The organism is Pseudomonas sp. A125 (genome assembly GCF_055409485.1).
Window position 1 is genome coordinate 70,405 of sequence record NZ_JBUZVP010000016.1, and the last position, 13,124, is coordinate 83,528.

General features: G+C 60.9%; 12 protein-coding genes. 4 read left to right on the forward strand and 8 right to left on the reverse strand.

The window, feature by feature from the left end:
• Positions 1 to 4: 4 nt before the first annotated feature.
• The 4 genes from thiL to ACZRN6_RS21445 all read left to right on the forward strand — a co-directional run bounded on the left by thiL (position 5) and on the right by ACZRN6_RS21445 (position 2,917).
• On the forward strand, positions 5 to 958 hold the full coding sequence (gene thiL, locus ACZRN6_RS21430; RefSeq protein ID WP_464008789.1) for a thiamine-phosphate kinase: 954 nt from the start codon (positions 5 to 7) through the stop codon (positions 956 to 958).
• A 128-nt stretch (positions 959 to 1,086) separates the two neighbouring features.
• Positions 1,087 to 1,704: a GTP cyclohydrolase II gene (ribA, locus tag ACZRN6_RS21435; RefSeq protein ID WP_177082943.1), complete on the forward strand. Its 618-nt coding sequence runs from the start codon at positions 1,087 to 1,089 to the stop codon at positions 1,702 to 1,704.
• Positions 1,701 to 2,120, forward strand: a complete 420-nt coding sequence (locus tag ACZRN6_RS21440) for an MFS transporter (RefSeq protein WP_464008790.1) — start codon at positions 1,701 to 1,703, stop codon at positions 2,118 to 2,120. Before ribA ends, ACZRN6_RS21440 begins: the two co-directional genes overlap by 4 nt.
• The gene (locus ACZRN6_RS21445) at positions 2,120 to 2,917 is read left to right on the forward strand and encodes a cobalamin-binding protein (protein ID WP_322147758.1); all 798 of its coding nucleotides are present in this window, start codon (positions 2,120 to 2,122) and stop codon (positions 2,915 to 2,917) included. Before ACZRN6_RS21440 ends, ACZRN6_RS21445 begins: the two co-directional genes overlap by 1 nt.
• Positions 2,918 to 3,023: 106 nt before the next feature.
• On the opposite strand, the gene ACZRN6_RS21450 is transcribed toward ACZRN6_RS21445, so the two are convergent.
• The 8 genes from ACZRN6_RS21450 to ACZRN6_RS21485 form a co-directional block, all read right to left on the reverse strand.
• Positions 3,024 to 4,919, reverse strand: coding sequence for a TonB-dependent receptor domain-containing protein (locus ACZRN6_RS21450; RefSeq protein ID WP_464008791.1), 1,896 nt, complete (start codon positions 4,917 to 4,919; stop codon positions 3,024 to 3,026).
• Positions 4,920 to 4,994: 75 nt separating this feature from the next.
• Positions 4,995 to 6,893 (reverse strand): 1-deoxy-D-xylulose-5-phosphate synthase, encoded by a 1,899-nt coding sequence (gene dxs, locus ACZRN6_RS21455; protein ID WP_464008792.1) that lies wholly within the window; start codon positions 6,891 to 6,893, stop codon positions 4,995 to 4,997.
• A 110-nt stretch (positions 6,894 to 7,003) separates the two neighbouring features.
• Positions 7,004 to 7,891 (reverse strand): (2E,6E)-farnesyl diphosphate synthase, encoded by an 888-nt coding sequence (gene ispA / locus ACZRN6_RS21460; RefSeq protein ID WP_322147755.1) that lies wholly within the window; start codon positions 7,889 to 7,891, stop codon positions 7,004 to 7,006.
• Positions 7,888 to 8,130 (reverse strand): exodeoxyribonuclease VII small subunit, encoded by a 243-nt coding sequence (locus tag ACZRN6_RS21465; protein ID WP_003209964.1) that lies wholly within the window; start codon positions 8,128 to 8,130, stop codon positions 7,888 to 7,890. The genes ispA and ACZRN6_RS21465 overlap by 4 nt, the downstream gene beginning before the upstream one ends.
• Before the next feature lie 159 nt (positions 8,131 to 8,289).
• Positions 8,290 to 10,743 (reverse strand): TonB-dependent siderophore receptor, encoded by a 2,454-nt coding sequence (locus tag ACZRN6_RS21470; protein WP_464008793.1) that lies wholly within the window; start codon positions 10,741 to 10,743, stop codon positions 8,290 to 8,292.
• A gap of 103 nt (positions 10,744 to 10,846) precedes the next feature.
• Entirely contained in the window at positions 10,847 to 11,779 is a 933-nt protein-coding gene (locus ACZRN6_RS21475) for a FecR family protein (RefSeq protein WP_322147751.1), read from the reverse strand.
• Positions 11,776 to 12,285, reverse strand: a complete 510-nt coding sequence (locus ACZRN6_RS21480) for an RNA polymerase sigma factor (RefSeq protein ID WP_464008794.1) — start codon at positions 12,283 to 12,285, stop codon at positions 11,776 to 11,778. Before ACZRN6_RS21480 ends, ACZRN6_RS21475 begins: the two co-directional genes overlap by 4 nt.
• Before the next feature lie 526 nt (positions 12,286 to 12,811).
• Positions 12,812 to 13,123 carry a hypothetical protein gene (locus ACZRN6_RS21485; protein ID WP_464008795.1) on the reverse strand — a complete coding sequence of 104 codons (312 nt, stop codon included), beginning with the start codon at positions 13,121 to 13,123 and terminating at the stop codon, positions 12,812 to 12,814.
• Position 13,124 lies beyond the last annotated feature (1 nt).

The following is a 13,124-nucleotide window of genomic DNA, read 5'->3' on the forward strand; positions in this document are numbered from 1 at the left end:
CGCAATGGGCGAGTTTGAGCTGATCCGCAACTACTTCGCCGCCGCGCCTTGTGCGCAGGGCGGCGAAGGCATTGCACTGGGGATTGGCGACGACTGCGCCTTGCTGGCGGTTCCTCCCGGGGAACAACTGGCGATATCTACCGATACCTTGGTGGCCGGCGTGCATTTTGCCGACCCCTGCGATCCGTTTCTGCTCGGCCAGCGCTCGCTGGCCGTGGCAGTCAGCGATCTGGCCGCCATGGGCGCCAACCCCCTCGCATTTACCCTTGCCCTGACCACCCCGACGGTTGATGCCGGTTGGCTGCAACGCTATGCCCAGGGGCTGAACGCCATGGCCCAGGCTTGCGGTGTGGTGTTGGTGGGTGGCGACACCACCCGTGGGCCACTGAGCCTGACCATGACCGTATTTGGCCGGGTGCCGGCGGGGCAGGCACTCACGCGCAGCGGCGCACAGCCTGGTGACTTGCTGTGTGTCGGTGGCGAGTTGGGCAATGCGGCGGGTGCATTGCCGCTGGTGCTGGGGCAGCGTACGGCAGAGGTCGCTATCGCCGAGCCGCTGCTGGCCCATTACTGGTCGCCGCAACCGCAGCTGGCGCTGGGTTTGGCGCTGCGGGGCAAGGCGACGTCCGCCATGGATATTTCCGACGGCCTGTTGGCTGATTGCGGGCATATCGCCAAGGCTTCAGCTGTCAGCTTGTTGATCGAGCAGCAAAAATTGCCGTTGTCGGCGGCCTTGTTGGCGTTTGTCGGCGACGCGGACGCCCGGGTGGCTGCGTTGAGTGGCGGTGACGACTATGTGCTGGCGTTCACCTTGCCGCCTGCCGAACTGGCGCCGTTGCTGGCTGCCGGCGTGCCGGTGCATGTGATCGGCCGGGTCGCGGCGGGGCAGGGTGTTACCCTGTTGGATGCGGCTGGCCAGGACATCACGCCAGCCCTGCGTGGCTATCAACATTTCTGAAAAGCATAGAACCAAGCTGAAGGCCAATCGAACCTATTGATCTTTATCAGCGACAATTCAGCTTAAGCGTCTGTAGGAACCTGCTGTTACAATCTGTCCCCTGTGAAATCTGAAATCAGGAGCACACGGTGCCCGTCGTTTTCGTTGCCGCTTCCAAGCTGCCAACCCCTTTTGCCACGTTCACCATGAATGGCTTTCTTGAAGAAGCCACCGGGCGCGAACACGTTGTTCTGAGCCTCGGTGATGTGGCCGACGGCGCCCCGGTCCTTGGCCGCGTGCACTCCGAATGCCTGACCGGCGACGCCCTGTTCAGCCAGCGCTGTGACTGCGGCTCGCAACTGGAAGCCGCCTTGCAGGCCATCGCCCGTGAAGGCCGTGGCGTGTTGCTGTACTTGCGTCAGGAAGGCCGTGGCATTGGCCTGCTGAACAAGATCCGCGCCTACGAGCTGCAAGATGGCGGCGCCGACACCGTTGAAGCCAACGAGCGCCTGGGCTTTGCGGCCGATCAGCGCGACTACGCGATCTGCCTGCCGATGCTCCAGCACCTGGGCGTCAAATCCCTGCGGCTGATGACCAACAACCCGCGCAAGGTCAAGGCCTTGACCGAGATGGGCATCACCGTTGCCGAGCGCGTGCCGCTGCACACCGGGCACAACCCGCACAACAAACTCTACCTGGCCACCAAGGCCAGCAAGCTCGACCACATGATGGGCAACGAGCACCAGGGCGAGGCCGACCGGGCGTGACGCGCGGCCAGGTAAAGCGGCGACTGTCGTTTAACTGGTGGCAATACCTGGCGTTGGCGCTGGTGCCGTTGTTTGTGATCAACCTGGTGTTTGGCAAGGCCGAGCCTTTGCTGCCGGTGCTGGCGACGCCGTTTTTTATCGCAGGCGTAGCCTCCATGTTTGTGAGCCTGCGCTATTTTCACGGCTATAAACACGCATTGATCGCCACCGGCAAAGCCCTCGATACCCCCGACGAACCAGCGGCCTGGATCACCCTCGCGGCCCGTCGCCGTGTGGCGTTGCTGGTGGCTGCGTTGCCGGCCTGGGTCGGCGCGCTGGCGGTGTTTGTCGGGCTGGAAGCAGTGCCGCTGTTTCTGCTGGCGCTGTCGACGCTGGTGCTGTTTTACCTCTATCGCATCCCGCGTCAGTTGGGTTGATGCGCGCCTGGCTGGCGGTGTTGCTGCTGGTTGTCGCGGCGCAGGCTGCGGCGGTCGAGCGGGTTGTCAGCCTTGCTCCTTCCTTGTCTGAAATCGTCGTTGAGCTGGGCGCTGCCGATTTGCTGGTGGGCGTGCTGGATGGCGGCGAGCGGCCAACGGCCTTGGCGAACGTGCCATCGGTCGGGCGCTACGGGCAGTTGGACATGGAGCGGCTGTTCAGCCTCAAGCCGGACCTGATTCTGCTCTGGCCCGGCAGCGTCGGCCCGGCGCAGCGTGAACAGCTGCAACGGCTGAACATCCCGGTGTTTGTCGCCGAACCCCATAGCCTCGAACAACTCACCTCGCAGGTCGAAACCATTGCCCGGCAACTAGGGCGGGCAGATGCTGGTCGGCAATTGGCCGCACAGTTGCGTCAGCGCCTGGCCGAGTTGCGCTCGCGCTATCACCGGGCCGAGCCGTTGCGGGTGTTTTATCAGGTTTGGAACCAGCCGCTTTATACCGTAGGCGGCGGGCAAATCATCAGCGATGCGCTGGGTGTGTGCGGCGCGCGCAATGTGTTCGACGACCTCAAGCTGCCGGCGCCGCAGGTCAGCATCGAGGCGGTGTTGCAGCGCAATCCCGAGGTGATCCTGGCGGGCGATCAAGCGCAGCTGGATGCCTGGAAGGCCTGGCCACAAGTGGCAGCGGTGGCTGGCGGGCACTTGCTGCTGGTGCCCGACAAAGGCCTGGAGCGACCCAGCGGGCAGATGCTGGAAGCGGTGGCGCGGTTGTGTCAGGTGATTGCACCGAGTCTGTGAGACCGCTATCGCAGGCAAGCCAGCTCCCACATTTGACCGAGTCGTCTGGATTACACGGCCCCCTGTGGGAGCCGGGCTTGCCCGCGATGAGGCCGGTGCCGACGCCTTAGATTTCCGGGCTCCAGGTCACCCCGAACATCAGTGCCCGACCTTCTTCCCGATAACCATATTGCTGGCCTTGGTACTGATACAGCGCCCTGCTGTAGGCTTTGTCCAGCAGGTTATCGAGCTTCATTTCCAGTGTGATCTCACGATTTAACGCCCAACTGCCCCGCAGTCCGAGCAAACCGTACCCGCCCAGGCGTTGCTGGTTCGCCGCGTCGTCGTAGCTGCTGCTGACCGCCTGCCAGCTGGCGCCGACGCCGAACTGATCGAACTGGCGATCCAGGTCCAGGCTCACGGTGCGCCTGGCTCGACGCGCCAGTGTGCGCCCGGTGTCGCGGTCCCGTGGGTCGATCAGTGCTATGCCGAGGCTGCTTTGCCAGCCAAACAGCTCTTGCTTGAGCGCCGCTTCAAAACCGTTGATGCGCGCCGAGCTGACGTTTTGCGGGCCGTTGCTGGCGAATATGATCGCATCCTGAATATCGGTGCGGTACAGCGAGGTTTCGAGCCGCAGGGTGTCGCTGAGTTGGCTGCGCCACTGCACTTCGTAGCTTTTCGAGGTTTCGGGCTTCAGGTTCGGGTTGCTGTTTGTCCCGTAGCTGTCATCCGGGTAGTAGAGGTCGTTGAAGGTTGGCGCCCGGAAGCCCTCGCTGTAGCTCAACAACAGATCATTGTCCGGATTCAGCGGCAGGGTGAAGGTGCCGCTCCAGCTGTTGTGGCCGCCGAACTGCTGGTTCTGGTCGCGGCGCAGGCCCAGTTCGGTGGAGAAGGATTGCGCCTGGAAACGGTGCTGGATAAACGCGGCGCGGTTCCAGCGACTGTCTTCATTCAGTTGGGCGCTGCTGTTGACCCGATCTTCGTACCAGTCGCCGCCCAGGATCAGGCTGTTCTGCTCGTTGAGGGTCAGGTCGTTCTGCCAGTTCAGCGAGTTGCGGTAGGTGTTGAACACACTGCGTTCGGTACTGAGCTTGTCCAGGGTGTCTTCGCGGTTTTCGCTGTGGCCCGCTTCCAGCCGGGACTTCCACACGTCATTGATGCGGGCGTCGACATAGCCGCTGACGCTGCTTACGGTGAAGTCGGAGTAGGGTTTTTGCTGGAAGCTTTGGAAGGTGGCTGTATCGAAGCGACCGAAGGGGTTGTCGAATTCGCTTTTACCGCGGTTATCCAGCACGTTCACGCCCGCTTCGAAGTCATCGTTAAAGGCATGGCTCAGGCTGAAACTGGTGGACTGGTTGCGATAGGCATCATGGTCGCCATCGCTTGGGTAGGAGGCGTGGGTGCGATCGATGCCGGCAGTGTCATCCAGGCTGGCACCGAGGTTGAACCGGGTTTGCCCGTCGCCGCCGGACAAGCCGAGGCTGCGTTCCCACGTCTGGTTACTGCCAAATCCCACATGCATACGGGGCTGTAGGCCGGACTGGCTGCCGCGCCGGGTGAAAATCTGAATCACCCCACCAATCGCATCGCTGCCGTAGATCACTGAACGCGAACCGCGCAGCACTTCTACCCGTTCGATCTGCTGGATGTTCAAGTGCTGCAGGTTGCTGTCGCCGGAGGTCGAATTGCCGATGCGCTGTCCGTCTACCAGCACCAGGCTTTGAGCCGATTTGGTGCCGCGAATGTAAATGCTCGCCAGGCTGCCACGGCCGCCGGCTTGTGAAACCTGTACGCCGGGCACGCGGTTAAGCAGGTCGGTCACGCTGGTGGGTTGCAGGCGGTCGATGTCGTCGCGGGTGAAGACGGTGTTGGCAGCGCTGCTGTCATTGCGCGCCTGGACCTGGCGGTTGGCGCTGATGACCACGTCGGGCAGCTTCAGGGCTTCGTCGCGCTCGAAGCTGTCGGCGAGCAAGTCGGTGGCGGGCAATAACAAAAGAGGCAGGGCAAGGCGAAGGCGGTTCATGGGCTGTCCGTAGCGTCAAGGCCATGCAAAACCAATGTGGGAGCAGGCAAGCCAGCTCCCACATTTGATTGTTGTTTACAGGTTCAAGAGTGCCATGCGCTGACGAACCGACACTTCAATGCCCGCTTCATCCAGCCCGCACTCGGCCAGCATCTGCGCTGGCTTGGCATGTTCGACATACACGTCAGGCAAGCCCAAATGCAGCACGGACTTGAGGATGTTCTCCCGCGCCAGGAACTCGCTGACTGCCGCACCGGCACCGCCCATGATGGCGTTTTCTTCAAGGGTCACCAGCAGCTCATGGCTGCCGGCGATCTCGCGCACCAGCGCTTCATCCAGTGGTTTGACGAAGCGCATGTCGACCACCGTGGCGTCGATCTTCTCTGCCACTTTCATGGCTTCGGTCAATTGCACGCCGAATACCAGCAAGGCAACCTTGCTGCCTTGGCGACGGACAATGCCCTTGCCGATCTCGATAGGCTCAAGGTCTTTTTCGATCACTGCATTCGGACCATTCCCACGCGGATAACGCACGGCGGCCGGGCCGTTGTACAGGTGGCCGGTGTTGAGCATCTTGCGCAGTTCGTTCTCGTCGCTCGGGGTCATCACCAGCATGCCGGGGATGCAACGCAGGTACGACAGGTCGAAGCTGCCAGCGTGAGTCGGCCCGTCTTCGCCCACCAGACCGGCACGGTCGATGGCGAACAACACGTCGAGGTTCTGCACCGCGACGTCATGAATCAACTGGTCATAACCACGTTGCAGGAACGTGGAGTAGATCGCTACCACCGGCTTGGCGCCTTCACAGGCCATGCCAGCGGCGAAAGTCACTGCATGTTGCTCGGCGATAGCCACGTCGAAATAGCGCAGCGGGAACTGCTCGCTGAACGCTACCAGGTCGGAACCTTCCTTCATCGCCGGGGTGATGCCCACCAGGCGCGGGTCGGCGGCGGCCATGTCGCACAGCCATTCGCCAAATACGCCGGAATACTTGGGCCCACTCGGCTTCTTCGGCGCGGCGGCCGGAGCGTCCAGGGGCTCAAGCTTGGTGATCGCGTGGTAACCAATCGGGTCGACTTCCGCCGGGGCGAAGCCTTTGCCTTTCTTGGTGACGATGTGCAGGAACTGCGGGCCTTTGAGGTCACGCATGTTGCGCAGGGTGGCGATCAGCGTCGGCAGGTCGTGGCCATCGATCGGGCCGATGTAGTTCCAGCCCAGCTCTTCGAACAGGGTGCCGGGAACCAACATGCCCTTGGCATATTCTTCGGTACGACGGGCAATTTCCCACGCGCCTGGCAGGCGCGAGAGTACCTTCTTGCTGCCTTCACGCATGCTGGCGTAGGTGCGGCTGGAGAGGATTTTTGCCAGGTAATTCGACAGCCCACCGACATTGCGCGAGATCGACATGTCGTTGTCGTTGAGGATCACCAGCATGTTGGCGTTCACTTCCGGCGCGTGGTTCAGCGCCTCGAAGGCCATGCCGGCGGTCAACGCGCCATCACCGATCACCGCAATCGCTTTGCGATCGCTGTTCTGCAGGCGGGCGGCAATCGCCATGCCCAGCGCTGCACTGATGGAGGTGCTGGAGTGGCCGACGCCAAAGGTGTCGTACTCGCTCTCGGCGCGACGCGGGAAGGCGGCGATGCCGTCCTTCTGGCGCAGGCTGGCCATGCGCTCGCGGCGTCCGGTGAGGATTTTGTGCGGATAGGCCTGATGACCCACGTCCCACACCAGCCGGTCGTCCGGGGTGTCGAATACGTAATGCAGCGCGATGGTCAGCTCGATGACGCCCAGGCCGGCACCAAAATGCCCACCGGTCTGGCCGACCGTGTAGAGCAATTCGAGGCGCAACTCATCGGCCAGGGTTTCCAGCTCGGCTTCACCCAGGCGGCGCAGGCCGGCTGGCGTGTTGGCACGGTCCAGCAGGGGCGTGGCCGGGCGCTTGCGGGGAATCTCTTGAAACGTCGTGGGCATCAGGCGAATCGTTATAGGTATAGAAGAGGCGGCAGTTTACCTCAAGCATCGCAAACTGCCCACGCAGAGCGCCGAACTTGGCTGATATGCGGTGGAAAAGGCCGGTGCTGTCAGTGGCGACGTTCGACGATATACCGCGCCAGGTCACGCAGTGGCTCGGCTGCCGCGTCGAAAGGTCGCAGGGCATCGAGTGCCTGGTCCCGCAGCTCCAGGGCGTAGGCCTTGGCGGCTTCCAGGCCGAGCAGCGAAGGATATGTCGGCTTGTCCCGTGCGATATCGGCACCCTGGCGTTTGCCCAGGGTGGCGGTATCACTTTCAACGTCGAGAATATCGTCCTGCACCTGGAACGCCAGGCCGATGGCCCGCGCGTAGGTTTGCAAGGCTGCCAGTTGCGTGGCCTCGGCCCGGCCACTGGCCAGGGCGCCGAGGTGCACGGCGGCCTCGATCAGCGCGCCGGTCTTGTGGCGGTGCATGTATTCCAGGGCTTGCTGATCGAGCTTCAGGCCAACCGAGCCCAGGTCAATCGCCTGCCCGCCGACCATCCCGGCCGGCCCTGCGGCCGCCGCCAGCGCGGTGACCATGCGCAGGCGGACCTCGGCGGTGACGCTGCTCAGGCGCGGGTCCAGCAGGGCGCTGAACGCCAGGCTTTGCAGACCGTCACCGGCGAGAATCGCGCAGGCTTCATCAAAGGCTTTATGGGTAGTGGGCTGGCCGCGACGCAGGTCGTCGTCGTCCATCGCCGGCAAATCGTCGTGTACCAGGGAATAGGCGTGAATCAACTCCACCGCACAGGCGGCGCCGTTGGCTTCCTCCGGCTGGGCGCCGAGTGCTTCGCAGGCCGCATAGGCGAGCAACGGGCGCACGCGTTTGCCGCCGTTCATCACGCTGTAGCGCATGGCGTCATACAGGCGGTTCAGCTCGGGACTTGGCGCCACAAACAGCGGTTCCAGCGCAGCATTGACCCGGGCCTGGCTGCCGGCCTGATAAACGTCGATCATTCAGGCTGTTCCGCATCGAAAGGTTCTTCGGCCAACTCCCCGTCGCGTTCCAGCAACACCTGCACCTTCTGCTCGGCCTGCGCCAGGGCGCTCTGGCAGTCGCGGGTCAGGCCGATGCCTTGCTCAAATGCCGTCAGCGAGTCTTCCAGCGACAACTCGCCGTTCTCCATCCGCTCGACCAGGGTTTGCAGGTCGGCGAGGGATTGTTCGAAATCGAGTGCAACTTTTTTGCGGGCCATGGCGGCTATTCCGGTAGACGGTAAACCGGCGCGACACTAGCAGACAAGGGGGATTGGGGCAAATGAGCGGGGGGATTTGCGGGTGTGTGTGAGCCGGATAACGGGCTTGTTCGGCTCATTGAATGAGCCGATTAGCCAGGCTATTCGGCTCACCGTCGATCAGAAGTCGTACTTGAAGCCGGTCATCAGGTTGCGCGGGGCGCCGTAGACGCCGGCGCTGGTGGTCGTGAAGTATTCCTTGTCGAACACATTGTTCAAGTTAACCGTGGCCGACAGGTTTTTGGTGATCTCATAGCGCGCCATCAGGTTGGCCACGGCGTAGCTTTCCTGGGTGTAGTAGCGCAGGTCAAAGCCGGTCTTGCTCTGCCAATTGAAACCACCGCCCACGGTCAGCTTGTCCAGCGGGCCAGACAGGCGATAGGTGGTGAACATCTTCAGGCTGTGGCGCGGGATCTGCGCAGAAATCCGCTGATCATCGGCGTTACGGCTGACGCTGTAGGTGTAGCCCCCGGCAATATTCCAGTCCTGGGCCAGTTCGCCGTTGAGTTCCAGCTCCACGCCTTCAGTGGTGGTGCCTTGGGCGGCGGTGTAGGCCTGCCAGCCCGCAGGCGTCAGGGCGCCGATGTCGGCTTGTGGGAGGTTGTCCTGTTCAAGCTTGAACAACGCCAGGCTGGCGTTCAGCTTGTCGTCATTAAGGCTGGCCTTGACCCCAAGCTCGTAGCCCGTGCCCTCCAAAGGTTCCAGATAGGAGCCGGTGACGGTCTGTTCGCTTTGCGGGTTGAAGATCTTGGTGTAGCTGGCGTACACCGCCCACACCTCGCTCAGGTCGTAAACGATGCCCGCGTAGGGGATGACCACGCCGTTTTCTTTGCGCTTGATGCTGATGTCGGTGTAATCGGGGTCGGTGTAGCGGGTTTCGTCGGTTTGCTTCCAGTCGATCACGCGGCTGCCCAGAATCAGGCTGGTGTCGTCGTTGAGGTGCCAGCGCGAGGTGATGTAGCCGGCGTATTGATTTTCTTTGAAGTCCTGTTCGCCTTTCTTCACGAAGTTCGGTGTGTTGGCGCTGCCGCTCCAGTCATAGATCGGGCCGACGGCACCTTCGTAGCCGGTCCAGCCGCGCATCCAGCCGCCGTAATCCGGTGCGTTGGTATTGCGGATCTGTGACAGGTTGATGCCTGCGATCAGCTCATGCTCGCGGCCGAAGAGTTCGAACGGGCCGGTGACGTAGGCATCAATGGCGTTTTGCTTGGGGTTGCCCTTGAACTTGTTCGGTACCACCACGCCGCCCAGGCCGGTGGTTTGGTCGATGGGGCCGGAGAGGTAGTCGATGGCCGAGTCGTATTTGTTTTCGGTATGGCTGAATTCGACCTTGGCGCTCCAGCCGTTATCGAACTGCTGTTCCAGGGACGTGAAGAAACTGCTCTGGTCGTGATCGTAAAAGGACCAATTCGTGGCGGTGTTATAGGAGCGCTTGAAATCGGTCCGCTGGCCATTGGTGCTGCGTTGGCCATCACCGTAGAACAGTGGGAAACCACTACGCGGTGGTGCGTCGGTATGCACGGTCAGGTAGCTGAAGCCGGCGGTCAGCAGCGTGCTTTCGCTGAGGTCGAACTCGGTGATGCCGTAGACCAGGTCAGAGTCTTGTTTGTAGCGGTCGACCCAACTGTGCTGGTTCTTGTAGTCCAGCACCAGGCGGCCACGGATATTGCCGGTATCGGTCAGCGGCCCGGAGACATCCACCGATGTGCCATAGCGGTCCCAACTGCCGGCTTCGCCGCGAATCGTCGCTTGCGCAGTGTCCGTTGGGCGTTTGCGGATCAGGTTGATGGTAGCGGAGGGCTGGCCCATGCCGCTGATCAGGCCGGTCGCGCCGCGCACCACCTCGACCCGGTCATACATGGCAGTGTTTTGCGTGTAGTTGTCCATCTTCGATGAGGTCGGCACGCCATCGATTTCATAGTTATTGATCTGGAAACCGCGGGAGTAGTACGCGTCGGAGTCCGCCCCCAGGCCTTCGCGAACCACGGTGATGCCGGAGGTGGCTTCCAGGGCGTCAGTCAGGTTGGAAAGCCGCTGGTCTTCCATGCGCTGCTGGGTAATCACGGTGACGGATTGCGGTGTTTCCTTGAGAGGAATATTCAGCCGGGTCGAGCTGCTGGAGGATTGCGTCGTGTAGGAACCGGTGTGTTCGGTGGTGGACCCAGGCGCCTTGCCGGAAATACTCACGGGAGAGAGTTGCAGGGGGCTCCCGGTGGACGCCGGGATGTCGATGACAAAGCTGCTGGCGTTGGGCTGGGTGTAAACCGCCTGGGTGCCACGAGTCAGCACGTTCAGTGCTTGCTGCGCCGTCAGTTGGCCATGCAACTCGGCGGAGCGCAGGCCTTTGGCTTGCCCTGCGTCGTAGAGCACTTGATAGCCGCTTTGCAGGGCAAACTGGTCAAGCGCGTCGGCCAGCGTCTGGGCGGCGATATCGAAGTTGAAACGCTGCGCGTTTGCCTCAGTGGTTTTTGCCTCCACCGCCTGTGCCACGGCAATCGGCTGCAACGCGCCGGCGCCCAACAACGCGATGGCCAGCGGCAAGCGTTTGAACCCTGTGAATGGTGAATATGGCATACGTCCTCCCCCGAGATACAAATGATAATGCTTCCTAAGTGCGGGGTAAGACGCAGCAGAAATGGAAATTACCGTGGTCGCTGAAAATAATTTTACTGCAGCGTCAGCCCCGCACGATCAGGACGCGACGGGTGAGGGCGGTGGTGCGCAGTTTCTGGCTGTTGATCAGGGCATCCAGGGCGCTGTCTATCTGATTCAGGTTGAAGCTGGCGCTGATGGTGCGTTGCCCGACTTTATCGTCGAGCCAGATCACGTGGCCGCCTTGATAGCGCACCAACTCCTCAAGCACCTCGCGCAAGGGAGCGTCCCGCACACGTAGCTGGCCTTCGCGCCAGGCCAGCAAGCGTTCGGCGTCCACGGCTTGCGGTGCTTGCACGTGCCCGCTCACCACACGCAACTGTTCGCCGGGGTGCAGTTGTTGATGCTCACCGGCTGCGGCCACTTCAACACTGCCGCGTAACAGAATGATTTCGTCGGTCTTGTCGTTATGCGCGACGGAAAACTCGGTGCCCAGCACCCGAACCCGCGTGTTACCGGCTTGCACCACAAACGGTCGACCATCGTGGCTGACCTGCAGATACACCCGGCCGCGATGCAGGTTCACCCGGCGCTCATCGGAGGTAAGGTCGATATCGAGCGCGCTGTCGCTGTCCAGGTGCAGGTGTGAACCGTCGGCCAGGGTGATGTCCTGCTGCTGCCCGGTAGCGGTGGTGTAGTCACTGCCCCAACTGCTGATTGGTGGCGTGCCCAGGGATATCGCACCGGCGGCGAGTACCAGGCAGGCAGCGGCGGCGTAGGTCCAGCGTCGGGCTGGCGGCCGACGGCGGTCCTGATGGCGGACTGCCCGCGCGGGGCGCTCCAGCAATTGCCAGAGCGTCTCGGCGTTTTGGTAGGCGTGGGCATTCAGCGGGTCTTCGCGCCACTGCGCAAACGCGTTGAGTTCTTGAAACGTCACGTTTTCCCCACGCAGGCGGGTAAACCAGTCCAGGGCTTGCTGGTCACGTTCGGACGGCGAAGGGGGTGGCTGATCGTTCATCGGGACTCGGTTGCGTGCAGGGCTGCGGTGCAATGGGCCATGGCCTTGTTCAAATGCCGCTCCACCGCCCGGGCATCAATATTCAGACGGACGGCAATCTCCTTGTAGCTCAATTGCTCCACCCGAGCCAGCAGAAACACTTCACGAGTGGGTGAGGGCAAGCCGTCGATCAGGCGTTGCAGGTGTTCCAGGGTATTGCCGGCAATCGCACTGCTTTGCGGGTCGGCATCGCCGGTGAGCGTTTGCAGTTCGTGGTCATCGTTGACGCCGCGTACGCGGTTGCGCCGGGCGTGGTCGATGCTCAGGTTATTGGCGATACGGTAGAGGAACGCGCGCACGTTGCCGATCTTGGCGACTTCGCTGTTCATCAGGCGGATGAAGGCGTCTTGCAAAAGGTCGTTGGCGGTTTCGCGGCAGTTCACCCGGCGCGTGAGGTAGGCCAGGAGTTCGCCGCGATGACGGCGGTAGAGCGGGCCGAGGTTGCGGTTGCCAGGGGAGTCGGGCATGGCGGGGCGGCGCTTTTGGGGGAGTGGTTGAGGTGGGGATGGTAGAGGGGATGAGAATTTGTCGCAAGAAGGTGCTTCTTATTGATAATGCCACCTTGCCGGGAAGTCCTTGTTTTGGTTAAACGTTTGTTGGGTAAAGGTGGATTTGGGTTGTTATTAAATCCACATAGCCTGGCTTTTGGGCCGGTACCTTATCGATTTCAGTAAGGTATGTTCTACCCGCTGCTGAGTAAATCCGATCAACGTTTTTGGACGATGGTTTGATATTTTTGCCCCAGTAAAAAATATCATCCAGACTAACCTCAACCTCGCATTCTTTTCCGATTTCTGAACACGTTCCCGCCCATAAGGCTACCCCGTTGCCGACAAGTAAGTGAAAACTAACCTCTAAAACATCACTTTTCGAAACTACATTAGTTATTTTTACTAGAGTTTTTCCAGTGAGTATTTTTATTTGATAGTGCTTTATGCTTGTTGAGCGTCAGCTATACCAGATTTGGTGTGAGGTTTTTTATAAGTAAAACTGTCACTTGTTCAGGGTTTCATCGGTCGGCTTCCAGAACTCAAGGTCTTGCATATGACGTTCCAAGTCATCCATGTCGTCTTCCCCCAAAGTGGTATCAAAGCCTTCGCATATTAACCTTCGAACCTTTGCCAGTCGGCCAGTGATGCCGAAGTTGTCTATGAATTTAGTGGTGGCATCTTGGTATTCATTTTGCGGCTTTCCAATATAGTATGTTCCCATTTTTCGCAATGAAACTAGCATGAATTCGATTTCTTTTAATGCTTCTAAAGCGTTTTCTCCAGACATGGTTATTTCTTTGTTTTGTTTTAACATA